We start from the raw sequence: 20,528 nt of genomic DNA, 5'->3' as shown, positions 1-20,528 counted from the left end.
CTGAGCAGGAGAGGCGGCTCGGTGATGGCATCCAGCGCGGGCGGTTACCGAGTCGCCCCCACCAGGCTCGAAGCGGCGGCGGCCGAACTCGAACAGCGCGCCGGTGTGCTCAAGACCGCGCAGACCGCGCTGGCGGGTGAGAACGTCCCCGCCACCGCGTTCGGCCAGGTTTCGGCCTCCAGCGCGGCTTCCGCGACGTACACCAAGACGATCAAGGACGTCGCGAGCAAACTCGACGGCCAGCTCACCAAAGCGACCGTCATCCACCAGGGACTCACCTCGGCAGCGGGCGGCTACCGGCGTGCCGACGTCCAGGTCGCCGCCTCGTACCGGGCGCTTATGCCGGAGAGCCCGTTGCCCAAGGCCGGGAATCCCGCGGGCATCGGCGGCGCTGCCGACACCGGGCAGTGGGCGACCGCCATCGCCGAGAACCGCGCCAAGGTCTCCGACGCGCTGACGTCCGAACGCGACAGGCTCGCGAACCTCCTGGCACACGGCGGAAAAGCCGACGACATCACGAACGCCCGCAACCGGATCGCGCTGTACGAGGACATCCTCGCCAACGACCGGCAGATCCTGCGGTTCGACCCGTCCGGAAACGGCCGCATCGCCGAACTGGTCGGCCGGATCGAACCGGGCACCCGCAACGTCGGCCTGTTCGTCCCCGGTGTGAACACCTCGTTCGACAACTTCCAGAGCTACGCCGACCTCGGCAAGAGCCTGGTCGCCGCGGACGCCACCGGGCGGACCGCGATGGTGGTCTGGGCCGACGGGGTCTTCCCCCAGAACGTCATCACCGAAGGACCGGCCGCGCACTACGCCCAGACGATGGCGCCCGAACTCAAGGCGTTCGGCGACGAACTACGCGGCCAGATCGACAGTCACGCCGGCCCCGGCGTCGTCGTCACCGCCGTCGGGCACAGCTACGGCGGGGCGACCGTCGGCCTCGCCGAACAGTTCGGGCTCCGGGCCGATCAGGTGCTGCACGTGGAATCCGCGGGCATGGGACACGGCATCTGGGGCCCGGACGACCTCCCGGCCAGCCAAGCCGGTGTGCAGCGCTACTCCATGACGGCCCCCTTCGATCCGATCGTGGTCGCACAGGGCAACGCGGGCCTGGTCGAATGGGTCGGCGCCGGACATGGAGCGGACCCCGACCGCTTCCCCGGCGTCGTCGAACTGGAAACCGGCCGCGACGCGAACGGCGACCTGCAGTGGGGCATGGATTCCCACAGCGGGGTGCTCAAGCCCGGTTCGGATTCGTGGAACAACATCTACGGTGTGATCACGGGCGGGCCGCTCACGCACGAGGGCTTCACGAGCGGCTCGCTGCGGGAGATGGCCGTCGAAGGTGTGGGCCGAGGACTGTGAGGGGTTGGTCATGATCACCAGGAACACCGAACTCGACCCGCTGGCCGAGGATCTGACCGCGGTCATCGACGGCGTCGCGGGCACCTTCGGCACCAGCGCGGAGCGCACCGTGGAAGGCGAGCTGGACTGCGACCCGACCCAGCCCGGGCGGCTGCTCTGCTGGCAGTACGGCCTCCGCGTGGACGACGCGTCCGACGCGATCCGCAAGCTCGTCGACGTCGTCCTGCCCCTGCTGGAAAGCCAGGGCTGGCGGACCCGCGATCGCAGCAACCCGCGTGAGCTGATCGCACAGTTCAGCCGCGACGGCGCCGACTTCAACGTGCACGTCTCCCGCGCCGGCGACGGCGTGGCCATCGTGGGCTCGACAGCCTGCGTAACCGTCCCCTAAAACCCCGGGGGTCGCGAAAGACCTCGTGAGCGGCAGTGATGTCCCCCAGTACACCGCTGCCGCTCACGAGGCGCGAAATCGTGAAGGCCGCCAGCCTCGGCGCTTGCCCCGCCGGACCGCGGCCACCACCACACCCGCCGCGATGGCGACGGCCACTCCGGCGATCGCGAGTACTCCGGAAACCTTGTCCGCTCCTCCGCGGGCGGGTGCGGCCGCGGGGACGACGAAGGTGTCCGGGCCGACGCTCGGCGGTCCTCCCGGTCCAGGCGTATCGGCCGGAATGGCGGCGGAAACCGCGGCGTAGGCGTCGATCGCGCCCCAGCCGCGGCGGGGGTCGTGTCCTCCGCTCGGGCCCCGGTGCGCGGTCAGCGTCAGCCGGGCGACGACCTGTTCCGGCGACAGCTCGGGGTGATATGCGCGCACGAGCGCCGCGACGCCCGCCACATGCGCGGCGGCCAGGCTGGGATCGCTCACCGGCCATCGGTGCGCCACGGTCCCGCCCGCACCCGCGGACGTGCTGACCAGTTCGGCGCCGGGCGCGGAAATCCCCACGTAGGAACCGGATTCCGTCTGGACCGCTTCGCCTGCCTGGTTGGTCGAGCCGACGGCGAGCACGCCGGGTGTCGCGGTCGGATAGGACGTCTGGCCCTGCTGTGACCCCGCGGCGGGAGAGACGATGAGCGCGCCTTTCTCCCTGGCGCGCGAGACGGCGCCGGTCAGCGCGGGACCGTCTGCGGCGGCGGGGACGGCGATCAAGATGATCCCGGCGTCGCGGTTCAGCGCGGTCTCGATGGCCGACGCGAGCTGCGCGGGGTCGCCGCCGCCGTTCACCTGGGTGTAGCGGATCGGGAGGATCCTGGCGCCGGGCGCGATCCCGGTGAACGTCGTGGACGGATCCGGTTGCGCGCCGACGATCCCGGCGGCGATCGTGCCCCGGCCGTCGCAATCGTCGCTCGTGGTGCCCTGTCCGCCGACGACCTGGCCGGGGGCGAACTGGCCGTTGCGGCCGTCCACGCCGGTGCCGATCACCGCGACCAGCTGACCGGTGCCGCGGGAAAGCGGCCAGATCCGCGCGGGATCGATCAGCCGCTGTCCCCACGGGACGGCCGCGGTGTAAGTGCCCGTCGGATTCGCGCACTGCTCGGCGATCGCCGTCGCCGGGCCGGGAGCGCCGAGTACCGCCATGAACGCAGCGCATCCCGCGACGGCACTTTTACCGGCAATGCCCACCATTCCTCCAGAATTCCCTTGTCACACAAGGAAATTCTAGTGCTCTAGTGGTTACCATCGGAAGTTCTCCCGGGGTATTCGGCGGATCCAGGTTTCCGCTGGGCGTGCGGCCGCGAGGTCCTCGTACCGGGTTTGTACTCGGACCTTGCGGCCGTGCGTCCAGTGGGAAGCTGGGCCGTCGAGACCCCGGGAGAACTTCCGATGGTGACCACTCACGTCAGCGCAGGTCCATCCCGAGATCGAGCGCGGGCGAGGAATGGGTGAGCGCGCCGACGGCGAGGAAGTCCACACCGGACTCGGCGTAGGCCCGCGCGACGTCCAGCCTCAACCCGCCCGAGGATTCCAGGCGGGTCTTCGGCGAGACCTCGTCGCGCCTGTCGACGGCCTTCGCGCACTCGTCGGGCGTGAAGTTGTCCAGCAGCACCTCGTCGGCCCCCGCGGTGAGCGCCTCCTCCAGCTGCGCCAGGTCGTCGACCTCGACCTCGCAGTGCAGCTCGGGCGCGTGCTCGCGGGCCGCGGCGAGTGCCGCCGTCACCGAACCGGCGGCGACGACGTGGTTGTCCTTGATCAGTACCGCGTCGCCGAGGCCGAGCCGATGGTTCACCCCGCCACCCGTGCGGACGGCGTACTTCTCCAGCAGCCGCAACCCGGGCAGTGTCTTACGGGAATCCCTTACCCGGCAGCCGGTTCCCTCCAGTGCCGCCACCCAGGCGGCGGTGGCGGTGGCGATGCCGGACAGGTGACACAACAGGTTCAGCGCGGTGCGTTCGGCCGTGAGCAGGCCCCGCACCGGACCGCGGACGACCAGCGCGGGCTCCCCGGCGATCAGCCGGTCACCGTCGTCGCGGGCGGCCAGGATCTCCAGGTCCTTGCCGAGGACGAGGTCGAACACCGCCAGTGCCACCGGGATCCCGGCGACGACGCCCGCCGTTCTCGGCGTGAGTTCGGCCAGTGCTTTCGCGGACTCGGGCACGGTGGCGTTCGTCGTCGCGTCGGGCCCGTACCGCAGGTCTTCGGTCAGCGCCGTCGTGACGACGCGACGCACATCGGCGACGTCGAGGCCGTGATCGGCCAGCGCCTTGGTGACCCACGGGGAGAATTCGGTCATGCCACACCCTCCAAAGCGATCGGATCGGCCAGCACCGGCTGCCCCGACGGGCTGAGCCGGATGAGCTGACCGCGTTGCCAGGTGACGTCGTCCCGTGCGGGGAAATCGGTCCGCACGTGACAGCCGCGGGATTCCGTCCGGCGCGCGGCCGCCGCGACCAAGGCCTCCGCCACCACCGTGAGCGCCGCGTCTTCGACGATCCGAGGCGTCCACAAAGGACTCTCGGTCACCGAAAGATCCAGCACCGAGCCGACGACCGACAGTCCTTCGGCGTCCCGGCCGATCGCGGCGTAGCGGCTCATCGCCCGCTGAAGCGCGTCGCGGTCGGCCACCGCGACCTTCGCCGGGGGCGCGAGCACGCCGCGACGCGGGTCAGCGAGCAGCCCGGCGGCGAGGTCGGCGGCGACCGCGTCGGCTACCCGCCGTCCGACGACCAGACCTTCGAGCAAACTGTTGGAGGCCAAGCGATTCGCGCCGTGCAGACCGGTCCTCGCGACCTCGCCCGCCGCGTAGAGCCCGCGCACGCCGGACCGTCCGTCCACAGTGGTCACGACGCCGCCGCAGGCGAAATGCGCCGCGGGCGTGACCGGGATCGGGTCCTTCACCGGGTCGAGCCCGATCGCGACGCAGGCCGCGTGCACGGTCGGGAACCGCTTAGCGAACCCGGCGATCCCAGTGGCGTCAAGGAAAACGTGATCGTCGACGCCGCCGGGAGCCTGCACCATCCGGCGGGTGATCGCCGCCGACACGACGTCACGGGGCGCCAGGTCGCCGAGCGGGTGCACGCCGCGCATGACCGAAGCGCCCGTCGCGTCGTGCAGGGTCGCGCCCTCGCCGCGCACCGCCTCGGTGACCAGCGGGCACCGGCCGCGGGCGCCTGGGGTGAACAGGACCGTCGGGTGGAACTGCACGAACTCGACGTCCGCGAGCTGCGCCCCCGCGCGCAACGCGAGCGCGAGCCCGTCACCCGTGGCGAGCTCCGGATTCGACGTCGCCTGGTAGAGCTGTCCCAGCCCACCGCTGGCCAGCAACACCGCCGGCGCCCGGACGACACCGGGAACGCCGTTGTGGTCCAGGACGGTCAGCCCGGCGACCTCACCGGCGGGCGTGCGGATCGCGTCGACGGCGATGTGGTGCTCCAGCACCGGGATCCGCCGGTCACCGGCCTTCGCGACCAGAGTCCGCTCGACCTCCGCCCCGGTCGCGTCGCCACCGGCGTGGATGACCCGGAACGCGCTGTGCCCGCCTTCGCGCGTGCGCGCCAGCTCGTCACCACCTTCGACGGCCGGGTCGAAGCGGGCGCCCTCGGCCCGCAGCCTGGCCACCGCCGCCGGGCCGCCGTCGATGATCGACCGGACGGCGTCCTCGTCGCAAAGCCCGGCACCGGCGGTGAGCGTGTCCGCCGCGTGTTTGCCGACCGAGTCGCCCCGCTCGTGCTCACCCTCCAGCACGACGGCGACCCCGCCCTGCGCCCAGCGGGTGTTCCCGTCGGAGACCGCCGCCTTGGTGACCACCAGGACGTGCAGACCGAGTTCCTGGGCACGCAGCGCGGCGGTGAGCCCGGCCACTCCGCTGCCGATCACCACAAGATCGGCGGCGGCCTCCCACACCGGGTGGGTTTTCGCCTGAAGGGCAGTAACCGAGTCGGTCATTCTCCGCCGCCAGGCTGCCCGATCTCGATCATGCGCTGCACGGAAGCGCGGGCACGGGCGGCGGTCTCGATATCGACGTGGACCTCGTCGGCACCCTCACGCAGCGACCGCAGCAGGGCGGCCGGCGTGATCATCTTCATGTACCGGCAGGACGCCCGGTCGTTCACCGCGCGGAAGTCGATCTCCGGGGCGGCCTTGCGCAACTGGTGGATCATCCCGATCTCGGTGGCCACGAGCACCGACTTCGCCTTGGTGTCGCGGGCGGCGTGGACCATGTCGCCGGTCGAAAGGATCTTGACCCGCTCGGGCGCGACGGCACCCTCGCCCGCGAGGTACAGCGCCGACGTCGCGCAGCCGCATTCCGGGTGGATGAACAGGTCGGCGTCCGGGTTCTCCGCGGCCCGCTCGGCCAGTTCGGCACCGTTGATCCCGGCGTGCACGTGGCACTCCCCGGCCCAGATGTGCATGTTCTCCCGGCCGGTCACGCGCTTGACATGCGCGCCGAGGAACTGGTCCGGCAGGAACAGAACCTCCTGGTCAGCGGGGATCGAGGCGACCACGTCGACGGCGTTCGACGAGGTGCAGCAGATGTCGGTCTCCGCCTTGACCTCGGCCGTGGTGTTCACGTACGAGACGACGACGGCGCCGGGGTGCTCGGCCTTCCAGGCGCGCAACTGGGCGCCGGTGATCGAGTCCGCGAGCGAGCAGCCCGCCCGCGCGTCCGGGATCAGGACCGTCTTCTCGGGCGCCAGGATCTTCGCCGTCTCGGCCATGAAGTGCACGCCGCAGAAGACGATGGTGGACGCGTCGCTGCTCGCCGCGATGCGGCTGAGGGCGAGGGAATCGCCGGTGAAGTCGGCGATGTCCTGGATCTCGGGGACCTGGTAGTTGTGCGCGAGCAGGACGGCGTCTCGCTTGCGAGCGAGGCTCCGCACCTCCTCCGCCCAAGCCTCGTCGGCGACGACGCCACCGTAGGGAGTCAGGTCGTTCTGCAGGGTGCTCGTCATCGTTCTGGCCCTCCGGACCGATTTGTCCATTGTCGGTTTTCGCCTTACAATCGAAAACCGTGCGAAGTCATCTTAACACCCAGACCCCCCTCGCCCACGAGGTTTTGGGAGCGGTACTGCAAGTGCGCTCGGACACACTCCGGGTCCTGCTGTGGCGGCGCGCGCTCGATCCGCATCTGGGCCGCTGGTCCCTTCCCGGCGGCAGGCTGCGTCCGGACGAAGACGTCGAGGCGTCCATTCGGCGGCAACTCGCGGAGAAGGTCGACGTACGCCAGTTGAAGCATGTGGAGCAGCTGGCCGTGTTCAGCGCGCCGGACCGGGTGCCTGGCCCGCGCGTCGTGGCGACGGCGTTCCTCGGCCTCGTACCGTCCGATGTGGACCCCGAGATCCCGGAAGACACGGAGTGGCACGACGTTTCCGAGTTGCCGCGGACGGCGTTCGACCACGAGTCCATCGCGCTGCGCGCGCGGGACCGGCTCCGGTCGAAGCTCTGCTACACGAATCTCGGGTTCGCGCTCGCCCCGGAAGAGTTCACCGTTTCGGCTTTACGGCGGCTCTACTCGGCTGCGCTGGGTTACCGGGTGTCCGCGACGAACCTGCAGCGTGTGCTGTCCCGGCGAGGGCTGCTCCTCCCCACCGGGCACACCGCGCCACCGGGACGCAGCGGTGGGCGGCCGGCGGCCCTCTTCTCCTTCGCGGGCAAGGGGATGCAGATCACCGACCCGTTCGCGGTGTTCCGCCCGCCCGCCGGAAAGTGACCGTCCTGCGAAGTACGTGCCGTGCCCGTACCTTGAACGGGTGACCGAGCCGAGCGATGAGTCCACCGGGAAGGCGATCTTGCCGCTGTTCCCGCTACAGACCGTGCTTCTGCCCGGAACACACCTTCCTCTGCACATTTTCGAACCGCGATACCGGCAACTGATGACCGACCTCGTCGGCGACGTCGTCCCGGACCGCGAGTTCGGGGTCATCGCCCTGCGGACGGCGATGATCAGGGAGGTGAGCGGGCCCGAACACGTCCACGAGGTCGGTTGCACCACGGTGCTGCGCGAGGCGAAACGGCTGCCTGACGGCAGATTCGACGTCGTCACCACCGCGCGGCGCCGGTTCCGGCTCCTCGAAATCGACCGCGTTTCCGCGCCGTACCTGATCGGCTCGGTCGAGTGGGTGCCCGACGACCGCGTCGCCTCGGTGCACGGCGACACCGTGGCCAGACTCGCCGACGTCGCGAAGGCCGCGCACCGGCGCTACTGCGAGTCCGCCTGGCACGCCGACGACTGGACCACCCCACCCGACGACGGCGACATCAACGCGCTCGCCTACCGCCTCACCGCGGACTGCCTGCTCCCGCTGGAAGACCGGCAGCGCCTGCTGGAGGAGACCAATCCGCTGCGGCGACTGCGGATCGCGTGCCGTCTGCTGACTCGGGAGGCGGGGTTCCTGAACACCCTCGGCGCGGTGCCGATGCCGCCGGGGGAACTCGGCGAGTTCACGCGCCCTTCGAACCTGAACTGAACGTCGTCCGGCCCCGTGAGTGGAAATTGCGGTAGGGCCACTCACGACCGCACTGGGCCGGTGTCCCCAATGTGGCATTGGGGGCGTTCAGCGTCCCCAATGCCACATCGGGGACACCGACCGTCCTCGCAGGCAACCTTCGCGACACTGCGGCGAGATTGCGCGAAGTCGCATTTAGTCACCTACTTGCGTTTGCTCCGCCTCGCCGATCTGGCAGCGGTGAGCCGACGTCGCGAAAGCCACTTTCGAGACATCTCATGTCCCGAAAGTGGCTTTCGCGACATCTCCGGCCAAAGACCTACTTGCCGGACTCCGGGGCGCTCTCGCCGTCGGACCCGTTCGCACCGTTGCCGAACTTGCTCCACACCTTGCCCGCCGCCCCGGACACCGCCTCGCCGACGTCGCTGAACACCTTCGTCAGCGGGTCGGCCGAGCTGTTCCAGGAATCCTTGTACGACTTCGCGGCCGACTTCAGGTCGTCGGTCCAGGTGGAGGACGGCGCGTCGGCGTCGCGGCGCGGGTACTGGCCCGCCAGGATCGCCCGGTACTCCTCCGAAGCGGCCCACTTCTGCAGTTGCGCGGCACGCACGACGGCCAGCGGATGCGACATCGTCTCGACGTAGCGCAGCTTCAGGTAACTGTCGCGGATGTCGTCGACCGACTCGTACTCCGCCGCCTGCCGCAGGAACGCCGGGATGTCGATCTTCGCGGGGTCGATACCACCCGCGACCAGGATCTGCGACCGCAGTGCCGCGGTCGGGTCCTGCGAGCACAGCAGGCCGGCGCGGTCGCAGGACAGTTCGGCCTTGCGGTACCACTCGCGCAGCGCGGCGATGACGACGCGGATGCCGATCGCGCTCACCGGCGTCCACGACATCGACATCTGCAGGCCGATCAGCCGGATCATGATCGTGCGGTACACCGCGTGCCCGGACAGCACGTGCCCCATCTCGTGCCCGATCACGAACCGCAGCGACGCCAGGTCCATCGCCTCGACGGCCGCGGTGTTGAGCACGATGAACGGCTCGTCCATGCCGATCGTCTGCGCGTTGACCTCGGGGCTGCGGGCGACGAACAGGTTCGGCACGCGGTCGAGATCGAGGGTCTCGGCGCATTCGTTGCGGATCTTGTCCAGTTCCGGGTACTGCGTCGGGCCGACCCGGATCCCGGACGCGAGCGCCATGAGCCGCTCACCGCGTTCGGCGTAGAAACCGGAAACCGCCTTCACGACCTGCGCGAAACCGGGAACCGCGCGCAGGGTGGCCAGCGCGCCGCGGTCTACGGGGTGTTCGTAGGCGCGCGGGCTGATGCCCGGGAAACGGACGGCGTTGTGCCGGGAAACCTCGATGTCGTCAGTCAAGAAATGCCCCCTAGAGAAGTATCAGCCCACCCTAGAGGAAAACGCTCAGCCGAGGCGGCGACCCAGATCTTCCCTGCCGTTCCACGCGGTGAGCAGCGTGTAGGCCAGCGTGGTCATCAACGGCGCGGCGAGCATGATCCAGACCGACTCGATCTGCGGCGCCTTCGCGATGACGTCACCGACGGCGGGCGCGGCGCCGATCTCGTAGCGGCCGTTGGCGAAAGCGACGCCCATCGACGTGCCCAGCCAGCCTGCCAGGGTGGCGCCGCCGGTCGCGGCGATCAGCACGACCGGGCCGCGGCGCTCCCGCAGCATCCAGGTCACGATGCCGATCAGCAGCCCGGCGCCGAGCGCGAGGAATCCGTAGATGGCGAGGTCGTCGAAGCGGTGCCAGCTCTCCAGCTCCAGTGGTGCGAGACCGCCGCGGTCGTTGATCACCCGCATACGCTGCGGCGGCGCGAGCCGCGCCCAGAGCCAGGCCAGCGGGAAACCGAGCAGCCCGGCCGTGGACAGCACGCTGATCGCCGGGAGCAGGTCGGCCTTGATCACGACCTTGGGATGTGGGCGGCGCGGCTTCGGCAGCACGGGCACCGACCAGGGGTCGGACACGCTGGAAGACAGGTGTGCCGGTTTGCCCGACGTCTCGCCCAACCCGGACTCCTCCCTCACGCAGCTTGTGCAGAGCGTAACCAATGACGCCCCCAGCGCACACAACCCCGGCACCGAGTCGCGCCCCCTGCCGCAATTCGGCACCTGGTTGCGATGGATGCGTGCGCAACCAGGTGCCGAATTGCGAGGGGGTTAGCCGGAGAGAGCGCCGTGACGGCTGCATCGGGCCGTCCAGCCGACCGGGGTGATCTGGACGACCATCCGCCGCGCGCAGAACGTGCAGTAGCGCGGCGGTTCGAGTGCCGTTCTGGGGTTGTGGCAAGCGGGATGTTCCACGCCATCGTCGAACGACTGTCCACAATGGACACAGAACGCCGGTTGGTCAGAGGACGTCACTGATCGCCTTCACCGGCATCTTCAGCTCGTCGAGCATCTCCAGGTCCGCGGTGGCCGGGCGGCCGAGGTTGGTCAGGTAGTTGCCGACGATGATCGCGTTGATGCCGCCGAGCATGCCCTGTTTGGTGCCCAGATCGCCGAAGGTCAGTTCACGACCGCCGGAGAAGCGGAGCAGCGGACGCGGCATCGCCAGCCGGAACGCGGCCACGGTGCGCAGCGCGTCCTTGCCTTCGACGATCTCGTACCCCTCGTACGGCGTGCCCGGCTGCGGGATGAGGAAGTTCATCGTGCACTCGTCCGGGTTCAGCTCGGCCAGCTGCGCGGCGAACTCGGCGCGCTGCTCGATGCTCTCCCCCATGCCGATGATGCCGCCGCAGCAGACCTCCATGCCCGCCTCGCGGATCATGCGCAGGGTCTCCCAGCGCTCTTCCCACGTATGCGTGGTGACGACGTTCGCGAAGTGCGAACGCGCGGTCTCCAGGTTGTGGTTGTAGCGGTGCACGCCCATCTCGACCAGCTCGTCGACCTGCTCCTGGGTGAGCATGCCGAGCGAGCAGGCGATCTGGATGTCGTTGCCGTCCTCGCGGATGGCCTTGATCCCCTCACGGACCTGCGAAAGCAGCCGCTTGTCGGGGCCGCGGACGGCGGCGACGATGCAGAACTCGGTCGCGCCGGTCTCGGCGGTCTGGCGCGCGGCCTTGACCAGGCCGGGGATGTCCAGCCACGCCGACCGCACCGGCGTCGGGAACCGGCCGGACTGCGAGCAGAAGTGGCAGTCCTCGGGGCAGCCGCCGGTCTTGAGGCTGATGATGCCCTCGACCTCGACCTCGGGGCCGCACCAGCGCATCCGGACCTCGTGGGCCAGCGCCAGCAGATCGGTCAGGTGGTCGTCATCGAGCCGCAGGACGTCGAGGATCTGCTCCTCGCCGAGGCCGACGCCACGCTCGAGGACCTGGTCACGCGCCACGGCGAGGATGTCGACGGTCTCCGGGGCTGTGGTCACGAGGCGGCTCCTGTTCGGGTGGGGCATCAAAGCAAAGGCACATCATCGTGCACGACGGGACCGCTCGGCCACAGCGACGCAGATCACTTCTGGGCCGACGCGCGGCCGACGAAGCATTCCGGATCGAACTCCCCGCCGAACCACGGCGAGAGACCCGCCCTGGCCAGCGCGGCGAACTCCTCGGGTTCGGCGGTGCCCAGCCCGGCGGGCAGCACGCCCAGCAGCGGGGCACCGGCGGCGACCGGCAGGTCCTCCAGGTTCGACACCGCCGCGAGGTCCGGATCCTCCGGCCACGAGCCGATGATCACCCCGGCCACGGTGAGCCCGCGTTTGGTCGCGACCTCGGCCGTCAGGGCGGTCGCGTTGAGCGTGCCCAGCCCCGCCTCGGCCACGACGATCACCAGCGCGCCGAGCGACCACGCGACGTCGGCCAGCGTGGCCCCGGCGGCGTCGAACCGGACCAGCAGGCCGCCCGCGCCCTCGATCAGCGTGAGGTCGTGCTCGCCGTTGAGGTCGCTCGCCGAAGCGGCGATCTCACTCGGGGAAAGCGCCGGCAGTCCGGAGAGCCTGGAGGCCGCCTCCGGCGACAGCGGATCCGGGTATCGCCGCAGTTCACGGGTGGTGACCGGACCGGCGAGCCGGAGGACGTCGGCGAGGTCGCCGGGCTCGTCCGGCCCCACTCCGGTCTGCGCCGGTTTCAGTACGGCGACGCGTTGGCCCTGCCCGGCGGCCAACGCGGCGATGGCGGCGGTGGTGATCGTCTTGCCGACACCGGTTCCGGTGCCGGTTATGACCAGCATGCTCACGTGCGTTGAATCTAGTCTGCGGGGCGCAGCCCCTCCGTTGAGGGTGGTGGCGGGGCGGGGTCCGGGCTAGTGGGTCGGGCTACAGGAGTGCCGAACGGCTCCGTCAGCTCCCCTGTTCGGGCACGGCAGCGACGGCGCCGACTGGGGCGAAAGCCGGGCTCCCGTCATCCGTCAGGTAGACCTGAGCGGCCCCGACGTCGAAGTACATCCCGGTCAGGTGCAGTTCACCGCGCGCCTCCGCCTCGGCGATCAGCGGGTAGTGGCGCAAGTGCTCCAGCTGCTGCAACACGTTCTGCAACGCCAGCCGATCGACTTCGGTCTCCGGACGTTCGCCGTCGAGGGTCACCGAAACCTTGCGCTTGGCGCTCGGCTCGGCGTGCCGCAGCCAGGAGGTCAGCATCGGCGCGCCGTCGGGAGCGCCGGTCGCCAGCGCCTGCATCGCACCGCAGCCCGAATGCCCGCAGACCACGATCTCTCGCACCTTCAGCACGCCGACGGCGAACTCGACGGTGGCGCCCATCGACGGGTCGGCCTGCCTGGCGGGCACCAGGTTCCCGATGTTGCGGACGGTGAACAGGTCGCCGGGACCGCTGGTGGTGATCATGTTCGGCACGATCCGCGCGTCACCGCAGGTGATGAACAAGGTGTGCGGCGACTGGCCACCGGCCAGCTTACTGAGCGCGGGCTGCATGAGCGTGGCCGTGCGCCGCTGGAACTCCGTCGCCCCGCGCAGCGTCGGTCCGCCGCGCTGGCCGGGCACCTCGACGTCCTTGGCCTGCCAGTCGGACCACGGCGCGAGGAACCTCGGCACCGAACGCACCGCGTCCGTCCTGCTCAGGGTGGGGTCGCCGGATTTGCCGTTGGCGAACCACGGATGCCCGACCTCGTCGACGATCACCTCGCCGCCGGTGCGCTCGTGCCCCTGCTGCCAGTTCGACAGACTCTCGAAGGCGGCGTGGTCGAGATAGTCGACGACCAGCTCCAGGGTCACCTTCGCGCCGTCGGGCACGGTCGCGAGCACCCGGCTGAGCCTCGGCACCGAAAGGAACGTCAGGACGCCTTCGACGACGACGCGCCATTCGCCACCGTCGCGTTCGGCGTGGATGCCGGACCACACCGTGCGGCGCAGCATCAGCAGCACCGAGAGCGCGATGCCGAGCAGGACTCCCGTGAGCAGGTCGAAGACGACGACACCGGCGAGGGTCAGCAGGTACAGCCCCAGATCACCGTGTTTGAGGACCTGCTTCATGTGGCCGGGGTTCACCAGCTTCGCACCGACGTGGACGAGCAGGCCGGCCAGCGCCGCGAGCGGGATGTTCTGGATCAGCCCGGCGAACGCCGCGACGAACACCAGGATCCAGACCCCGTGCAGGATCGCGGACGTGCGAGTGCGGGCGCCCGCGGCGACGTTGGTCGAGCTGCGAACGATCACGCCGGTGACCGGGAGGCCGCCCAGCGCGCCGGAGGTCATGTTCGCGGCACCCTGGCCGATCAGTTCGCGATCGAGGTTCGACCGCGGCCCGGTGTGCATCTTGTCGACCGCGACCGCCGACAGCAGGCTTTCCACACTGGCGATCAAGGCGATGGTGACGACCGCGAGGGCGAACGCGCCCCAGCCGCCGTCCGGGAGTTCCGGCGCGAATCGGATGGTGAGCAGGTCGCCGGGCAGTTCGACGCGGGGCAGGGTCATCCCGGTGGTCACGGACAGCACGGTCACCAGCGCGATGGCGGCCAGCGGGCCCGGGATCTTGCGGACGGACTTGGGCAGCCGCGGCCACAGCAGCAGGATGCCGATGGTGAGCACGCCGATCAGCGCGGCGGTGTCGTGGTGGCCGACGATCTGCGCGGGCAGTTCGGCGATGTTCTTGAGCGCGGAACTCTGCGCCGATCCGCCCAGTACGACGTGCAGCTGGCCGAGGACGATGGTGACGCCGATACCGGCGAGCATGCCGTGCACGATGGCGGGTGAGATCGCGAGCGCCGCGCGGGCGATGCGGCTCAGCCCGAGCAGGATCTGGAGCGCCCCCGCGGCGACGGTGATCGCGCAGGTCGTCTTCCAGCCGAAGGTCGCGATCGTTTCGGCCATGATCACCGTCAGCCCGGCGGCCGGGCCGCTGACCTGAAGCGGGGAGCCGCCGAGCGCGCCGGCGACCACACCTCCCACCACGGCCGCGATCAGCCCCGCGACGATCGGCGCCCCTGACGCGAGAGCGATCCCGAGCGAAAGCGGGACGGCGACGAGGAACACCACCAACGAGGCGGGCAGGTCGTGACGAAGCACGGCGAGGGCTTGGGGTTTCATGATCACCAGGAAACTGGTGATTTGTCCGCTATGCACCACCTGATCGAGTGAATATCGTCCCTCCAGCGGGTGGCGTAGCCCACTTTCGGGTCGCTTTGTTGCCTGGAGATGTCCCGCGCGTTGCGAAAAGCCTTGCTGGCTCCCAAATATTGGGATTCAGGGGCGGTCGATCGCGAATGACATTCAGGTTCTGGCGAGGTGGTCGTCGTGGCCGCGCCCCGGAGACCGAGCGTGTCGCGAAAGCCACTTTCGGGACATCTGATGTCCTGAAAGTGGCTTTCGCGACACCGAAGTCACCCTAGGACTTCACCGGTGAAGCGGCCGAAGTGAACGACCGGCGCGCCGCGTCGAGCAGGTACACGTTCGCCTTCCCGACGTCGAAGTACATGCCGGTGAGCCGGAGTTCGCCCCGCGCCAGCGCGGCGTCGACGACCGGGTACGAGCACAGGTTTTCCAGTTGCTGCACCACGTTGTGCAGGGCGAGCTGATCGGCCTCGTGGCCGGGGCGGGCGCCGTCGAGCAGGAGCGGCCCCTCGGTTTCCCTGCGCCGCAACGTTTCCTCGGCGTGGCGCAGCCAGCCGCCGAGTCGCGCGAGCCCCGTGGGCGCGTCCCCGAGCAGCGCTTTCATCGCGCCACAGCCGGAATGCCCGCACACCACCACTTCCCGTACCCGCAGAATACCGACGGCGTACTCGATCGCCGCCCCCACGGAGAAGTCCGCTTCGGCACTGGCGTGCGGGACGAGGTTTCCGATGTTCCGCACCGTGAACAGGTCACCCGGCCCGCTGGTGGTGATCAGGTTCGGCACGATCCGCGCGTCGCCACAGGTGACGAACAGCGTATGCGGCCGCTGCCCGTTCGCCAGCCCGTCCCACGTCCGCCGCAGCAACGGCGCGGTCCGCCGCTGGAACTCCGAAGTACCACGGCACAACGGCACGCTGCCACCGCGCTGGCTCGGCAGTTCGAGATGCTCCGCCTGCCATTCCGACCACGGCGCGAGCCAGCGCGGCACCACCCGGGACGCGACACCGCGCCGCACGGTCGGCACTCCGGCTTTGCCGCGTCCGAACCACGGATGCCCGATCTCGTCGACGAGCACGACTCCCCCGGCCCGCTCGTGCGCGCGCTGCCAGCCGCGCAGGCAATCGAAAGCGGCGTGGTCGAGATAGTCGACGAAGAGTTCCAGCGTCACTTCCGAACCTGCGGGGACTCCGGCCAGGACGGTCGTGAGCCTTGGCACGGAAAGGAAAGTGAGCGCGCCTTCGATGACGACGCGGGTCCGCGCGCCGTCCGGTTCGACGTGGATGCCGGAGAACAGCATCCGGCGCAGCATGAGCACGAGCGCCACCGCGATCCCCGCGGCGACCCCGGTGAGCAGGTTGACGGCGACCGCGCCCACCAGTGTCGCGAGGTAGACCGGCAGGTCGCCGTGGCGGCGGACTTCACGGAGGCTGGTGACGTTGACCAGTTTGGCGCCGACATAGACGAGGAGCCCGGCGAGGGCGGCGAGCGGGATCAGCCGCAGCGCGCCGGCCAGGAACAGGCAGCAGCCGAGAATCCAGGCGCTGTGCAGGATCGCCGACATCCGGGTGCGGGCGCCCGCTTCGAAGTTGGTCATGGTGCGGACGACGACGCCGGTGACCGGGAATCCGCCGAGCGACCCGGTGGCGACGTTCGCCAGGCCTTGGCCGATCAGTTCGCGGTTGAGGTCGGTACGGGGTCCGTCGCGCAGTTTGTCGACGGCGAGGGCGGAAAGCAGGCTTTCCAGGCTGGCGATGAGCGCGATGGTGAGCACGGCCGCGGTGATCGCGGCCAAGGACCCGGACGGCGCCTCGGGGACGAAACCCAGCCCTGGCAGGCCGTTCGGGAGGTCGACGCGCGGCAGGTCCATCCCCGCCGCGACGGAAAGCGCGGTGGCCAGCACGACGGCGGCCAGCGGACCGGGGACGCGGCGCACCGAACGCGGCATCCGGGTCCACGCCAGCAGGACGCCGACGGTGACCACGCCGACCAGCGCGGCCTGGTCGTGGTGGCCGACGATCTGGCCCGGCAGCGCGAGGATGTTCGCGATCGCGGAACCCTGCGCCGCTCCGCCGAGCACGACGTGCGACTGGCCGAGGACGATGATCAGGCCGATCCCGGCGAGCAGGCCGTGCACGATCGCGGGCGAGATGACCAGCGCGGCCCTGGCGAGGCGGCTGACGCCGAAGAGGATCTGGACCACGCCGGCCGCGACGGTGATGGCGCAGGTGGCGGCCCAGCCGAAGGTGGCGATGGTCTCCGCGAGGACGACGGTCAGCGCGGCGGACGGGCCGCTGACCTGAAGGGCGGAACCGCCGAAGAGGCTCGCGACGAGTCCGCCGACGACGGCGGAGACGAGTCCGGCGAGCAAGGGAGCCCCGGCGGCGTGCGCGACGCCGAGGGAAAGAGGGACGGCCACGAGGAAGACGACGACCGAAGCCGGGATGTCGTGGCGGAGGTTCTTCAGGAGGGTCGAGGCGGGGTTTCGGCGGCCCGGAGGAGGCCCGGTGTCGTGCTCGTCACCAACGATGTCGATCATGGGGGCAGGAAACCGGATCGTCGCGCAAAAGTCCGCTACGCAAAGGTTTCTCAGGTTTGCTTGTGCACCAGAGAACTAGGGCATACCGCACTTTTGCGACAAAACCGTCGTCAAACGTCCCGATCGGACTCGCCCGTTCGCCTGATCATGATCAACTCGCGACCACGCTCTGTACCCAGCGTGGCCTTCCAGGTTTCCTGTGGCCACCGTCACACTCTTTAGGTTGAACTTGGCCGTTTTTACGCTTTTTGCGCGGCCGCGACCATTGCGGAAGTGATCGCGGCCAGGTCGTCCGCGCCGGAGATGTAGGGCGGCATCGTGTAGATCAGGTTCCGGAACGGCCGCAGCCAGACCCCGTTCGCCGTGAGGACCTCGGTCGCCACCGCCATGTCCACCGGATGGTCCAGCTCCACCACGCCGATGGCGCCGAGCACCCGTACGTCGGTGACCGAAGACAGCTCGCGAGCGGGTTCGAGCCCGGCTTTCAGCGCGGCCCCGATCCGCGGGACGTCGGACTTCCAGCCGCCTTCGGCGAGGATCCCCAGCGACGCGTTGGCCACCGCCGAGGCCAGCGGATTCGCCATGAACGTCGGACCGTGCGCCAGCACCGGCAGTTCCCCGCGCGAGATGCCGTTCGCGATCTCCGGCGTGCACAACGTCGCGGCCATCGTGAGGTAACCGCCGGTCAGCGCCTTGCCGAGGCAGAGGACGTCCGGCGTCACCCCGGCGTGTTCCGCGGCGAACATCGTGCCGGTGCGGCCGAAACCGGTGGCGATCTCGTCGAAGATCAGCAGGACGCCGTTGGCCTCGGTGATCTCGCGCAGCGCGCGCAGGTACGCGGGCGGGTGGAACCGCATGCCGCCGGCGCCCTGCACGACCGGCTCGACGATGACCGCGGCCAGTTCATCCGCGTGCCGCTCGATTTCGGCCGCGAGCAGGTCGAGGTAGGCCTGGTCCGGCTCGTCACCGAAACCGCCGGGAGGCTTGGGCAGGAACAGCTGGTCCGGCAGGATCCCGCGCCACAGCGAGTGCATCCCACCTTCGGGGTCGCAGACGCTCATCGGGGTGAACGTGTCGCCGTGGTAGCCGCCGCGCCAGGTCATCAGGCGCCGCTTTTCCTTGCGCCCCACCGACTGCCAGTACTGCAAGCACATCTTGACGGCGACCTCGACCGAAACCGACCCGGAGTCGCACAGGAAGACGTGCCGCAGCCCGTCCGGAGCGAGGTCCACCAGGGTCTTCGCCAGCCTGATGGCCGGTTCGTGGGTGAGCCCGCCGAACATGACGTGGCTCATCCGGCCCGCCTGGTCGGCCAGCGCCGCGTCCAGCACCGGGTTCCGGTAGCCGTGGATCGCCGCCCACCAGGACGACATGCCGTCGACCAGTTCGCGGCCGTCGTCGAGGGTGAGCCGGACGCCGCTCGCCTCGCGGACCAGCAGGGACTCGACCGGGCTCGGCATCGGCCCGTACGGGTGCCAGACGTGTTCCGCGTCGAGCGCGAGGAGTTCGGCGGCGTCCATGCCGCGACCCTACGACACGCCGTCCTCAGCGCAGCAGCACAGGGAGGGTTTCCAGGCCGTGGACGAGGGTGCTTTCCCTCCAGCGCAAGGTTTCCGGCTCGGCGTCGAGACGCAGCCGCGGGAATCGGCCGAGCAGGCCGCGCAAGGCGATCTCGGCCTCCAGCCGCGCCAGCGGGGCGCCGACGCAGTAGTGGATGCCGTGCCCGAACGCGAGATGCCCGTTCGCCGAACGCGTGACGTCCAGCCGGTGCGGGTCCTCGAACCGCTCGGCGTCCCGGTTCGCGCCGATCAGGGAGACCAGCACGAACTCGTCCGCCGGGATCTCGACGCCGCCGACCGTGACGGGCTCGCTGGTGAACCGGATGGTCGCCAGGTGGATGGCGCCGTCGTAGCGGAGGAACTCCTCGACAGCGCCCGGAAGCAGCGCGGGATCGGCGCGGAGCGCGGCCAGCTGATCGGGTTCGCGCAGGAGGGCGAACACACTGTTCGCGATCAGGTTGACCGTCGTCTCGAATCCGGCGACCAACAGGAGGAACGCCATCGACAGCAGCTCGTCCCCGGAAAGGGAATCGCCCTCGTCACTGGCGTGGATCAGGCCGGACAGCAGGTCATCGGCGGGTTCCGCACGCTTCTCCTCGATGAGTTCGACGAGGTACGCGTGCATCTTCGCCGCCGCGCCACGGAGTTCCTCCGGCGTCGACCAGGCGACCATCGTGTTCGACCATGTCGCGAAGGCGGGCTGGTCGCCAGCGTGGACGCCCAGCAGTTCGCAGATCACCCTGATCGGCAAGGGGACGGCGAAGGCGGTCAGCAGGTCGGTGCGCTCCGCGTCGCCGATTCCGTCCAGCAGTTCGGCGGTGATCTGCTCGATCCTCGGCCGCAGCCGGGAAACGGTCCGCGAGGTGAAGGCCTGGTTGACCAGTTTGCGCAGCCGCGTGTGATCCGGCGGATCCAGGTTGAGCATGTGCCCGCTGAGCGCGCGCACGGTGTCGTCACCGGCGGATTCGAAGCCGTCGCGTTCGAAGAGCCGCCTGACCTGGGCGGTGTCCTTGCCCACACGGGGATCCGAGAGTACGGCGCGGGCCTCGGCGTGCCCGGTGACGATCCAGACGTCCAGGCCGCGCGGCATACGCACCTTCCGGACCCGGCCGTCCTCCCGCAGCAGCGCGGAAATCCGGTGCGGCTCCTGGACGAGGTCCCCGCCAAGGCTTTTCGGTTCTTCGGACACCCGCATCGGCTTGCCTCCCAGCGCGCTGGTCAGCGTTCGGCCAGCGCGGCCACCACCCGCTCGGTCACGTCCGTCCAGTATGCCCGCTGTTCCTCGCGCTCGTCGGCGCCCGCGAGCCACTCCTGATGGAAACGGAGCGTGCTCTTCTGCTCGGTGCCGCTCACCGTGATCCGCAGGGTCGAGTCGTGGTCCCAGTCCTTCGGCCGCCAGGTCAGCCAGAGCTTGTCACCCTCGGCGCGGGCACGGAGCTCGCCGGTCGTCCCGGCCGCCGTCTCGTACGCCGCGCCCGGCTCATGGCCGAGTTCGGCACCCGGACCGAGCCAGATCTCCACACCCTCGCGTCCGACCAGGAAGTCCCACACCTGCGCGCCGCTGTACGGCACCGTTTGGGAAACGCCTACCTGCCAACCACTTCCGGCGGTTTTGGCCACTGCTTTCGTCACCGGGCCATCATCCCATCGGGTGTACCGTGC

Annotated in this window: 18 protein-coding genes; 4 read left to right on the top strand and 14 right to left on the bottom strand. The window is 69.9% G+C overall.

What is annotated here, in order from left to right:
* The first annotated feature begins 24 nt into the window (after positions 1-24).
* Together ACLARN_RS35450 and ACLARN_RS35445 are read left to right on the top strand one after the other, a co-directional pair.
* A complete protein-coding gene (locus tag ACLARN_RS35450) occupies positions 25-1,371 on the top strand; it encodes an alpha/beta hydrolase (protein WP_409495834.1) in 1,347 nt (448 codons plus the stop codon).
* 10 nt (positions 1,372-1,381) lie between these two features.
* On the top strand, positions 1,382-1,759 hold the full coding sequence (locus tag ACLARN_RS35445) for a hypothetical protein (RefSeq protein WP_409495833.1): 378 nt from the start codon (positions 1,382-1,384) through the stop codon (positions 1,757-1,759).
* 63 nt (positions 1,760-1,822) lie between these two features.
* Here the strand turns inward: ACLARN_RS35445 and ACLARN_RS35440 are convergent, their stop codons facing one another.
* The 4 genes from ACLARN_RS35440 to nadA all read right to left on the bottom strand — a co-directional run bounded on the left by ACLARN_RS35440 (position 1,823) and on the right by nadA (position 6,756).
* The gene (locus ACLARN_RS35440; RefSeq protein ID WP_409495832.1) at positions 1,823-2,992 is read right to left on the bottom strand and encodes a S8 family serine peptidase; all 1,170 of its coding nucleotides are present in this window, start codon (positions 2,990-2,992) and stop codon (positions 1,823-1,825) included.
* A gap of 214 nt (positions 2,993-3,206) precedes the next feature.
* Positions 3,207-4,097, bottom strand: a complete 891-nt coding sequence (nadC, locus tag ACLARN_RS35435) for a carboxylating nicotinate-nucleotide diphosphorylase (RefSeq protein WP_409495831.1) — start codon at positions 4,095-4,097, stop codon at positions 3,207-3,209.
* Positions 4,094-5,749 carry an L-aspartate oxidase gene (locus tag ACLARN_RS35430; RefSeq protein ID WP_409495830.1) on the bottom strand — a complete coding sequence of 552 codons (1,656 nt, stop codon included), beginning with the start codon at positions 5,747-5,749 and terminating at the stop codon, positions 4,094-4,096. Before ACLARN_RS35430 ends, nadC begins: the two co-directional genes overlap by 4 nt.
* Positions 5,746-6,756 (bottom strand): quinolinate synthase NadA, encoded by a 1,011-nt coding sequence (gene nadA / locus ACLARN_RS35425; protein ID WP_409495829.1) that lies wholly within the window; start codon positions 6,754-6,756, stop codon positions 5,746-5,748. Before nadA ends, ACLARN_RS35430 begins: the two co-directional genes overlap by 4 nt.
* 122 nt (positions 6,757-6,878) lie before the next feature.
* Here nadA and ACLARN_RS35420 point away from each other — a divergent pair, with 122 nt between their 5' ends.
* Positions 6,879-7,514, top strand: a complete 636-nt coding sequence (locus tag ACLARN_RS35420; RefSeq protein ID WP_409495842.1) for an NUDIX hydrolase — start codon at positions 6,879-6,881, stop codon at positions 7,512-7,514.
* Positions 7,515-7,554: 40 nt separating this feature from the next.
* On the top strand, positions 7,555-8,271 hold the full coding sequence (locus ACLARN_RS35415; RefSeq protein ID WP_409495828.1) for an LON peptidase substrate-binding domain-containing protein: 717 nt from the start codon (positions 7,555-7,557) through the stop codon (positions 8,269-8,271).
* A 298-nt stretch (positions 8,272-8,569) separates the two neighbouring features.
* On the opposite strand, the gene ACLARN_RS35410 is transcribed toward ACLARN_RS35415, so the two are convergent.
* The 10 genes from ACLARN_RS35410 to ACLARN_RS35365 all read right to left on the bottom strand — a co-directional run bounded on the left by ACLARN_RS35410 (position 8,570) and on the right by ACLARN_RS35365 (position 20,438).
* Positions 8,570-9,631, bottom strand: a complete 1,062-nt coding sequence (locus ACLARN_RS35410) for a M48 family metallopeptidase (protein ID WP_409495827.1) — start codon at positions 9,629-9,631, stop codon at positions 8,570-8,572.
* Positions 9,632-9,676: 45 nt separating this feature from the next.
* Complete coding sequence (locus tag ACLARN_RS35405) at positions 9,677-10,282, bottom strand: DUF2567 domain-containing protein (RefSeq protein ID WP_409495826.1); 606 nt, start codon at positions 10,280-10,282, stop codon at positions 9,677-9,679.
* A 150-nt stretch (positions 10,283-10,432) separates the two neighbouring features.
* The gene (locus ACLARN_RS35400; protein ID WP_409495825.1) at positions 10,433-10,636 is read right to left on the bottom strand and encodes a hypothetical protein; all 204 of its coding nucleotides are present in this window, start codon (positions 10,634-10,636) and stop codon (positions 10,433-10,435) included.
* Positions 10,623-11,666: a biotin synthase BioB gene (gene bioB / locus ACLARN_RS35395; protein WP_409495824.1), complete on the bottom strand. Its 1,044-nt coding sequence runs from the start codon at positions 11,664-11,666 to the stop codon at positions 10,623-10,625. The genes ACLARN_RS35400 and bioB overlap by 14 nt, the downstream gene beginning before the upstream one ends.
* 56 nt (positions 11,667-11,722) lie before the next feature.
* Positions 11,723-12,445: a dethiobiotin synthase gene (gene bioD / locus ACLARN_RS35390; protein WP_409495823.1), complete on the bottom strand. Its 723-nt coding sequence runs from the start codon at positions 12,443-12,445 to the stop codon at positions 11,723-11,725.
* A 103-nt stretch (positions 12,446-12,548) separates the two neighbouring features.
* On the bottom strand, positions 12,549-14,747 hold the full coding sequence (locus tag ACLARN_RS35385) for a SulP family inorganic anion transporter (RefSeq protein ID WP_409495822.1): 2,199 nt from the start codon (positions 14,745-14,747) through the stop codon (positions 12,549-12,551).
* Between the two features lie 298 nt (positions 14,748-15,045).
* Positions 15,046-17,307 carry a bifunctional SulP family inorganic anion transporter/carbonic anhydrase gene (locus ACLARN_RS35380; protein ID WP_409495821.1) on the bottom strand — a complete coding sequence of 754 codons (2,262 nt, stop codon included), beginning with the start codon at positions 17,305-17,307 and terminating at the stop codon, positions 15,046-15,048.
* A gap of 239 nt (positions 17,308-17,546) precedes the next feature.
* On the bottom strand, positions 17,547-18,827 hold the full coding sequence (locus ACLARN_RS35375; RefSeq protein ID WP_409495820.1) for an adenosylmethionine--8-amino-7-oxononanoate transaminase: 1,281 nt from the start codon (positions 18,825-18,827) through the stop codon (positions 17,547-17,549).
* 25 nt (positions 18,828-18,852) lie between these two features.
* Positions 18,853-20,061: a cytochrome P450 family protein gene (locus ACLARN_RS35370; protein ID WP_409495819.1), complete on the bottom strand. Its 1,209-nt coding sequence runs from the start codon at positions 20,059-20,061 to the stop codon at positions 18,853-18,855.
* Between the two features lie 23 nt (positions 20,062-20,084).
* Complete coding sequence (locus tag ACLARN_RS35365; protein WP_409495841.1) at positions 20,085-20,438, bottom strand: SRPBCC domain-containing protein; 354 nt, start codon at positions 20,436-20,438, stop codon at positions 20,085-20,087.
* Between the last annotated feature and the right edge of the window lie 90 nt (positions 20,439-20,528).

It is taken from the genome of Amycolatopsis sp. cmx-11-12, assembly GCF_046269425.1.
Classification (GTDB): domain Bacteria; phylum Actinomycetota; class Actinomycetes; order Mycobacteriales; family Pseudonocardiaceae; genus Amycolatopsis.
The sequence above is the reverse complement of the archived record's forward strand: the minus strand, read 5'-3'. Positions and strand labels throughout refer to the sequence as shown.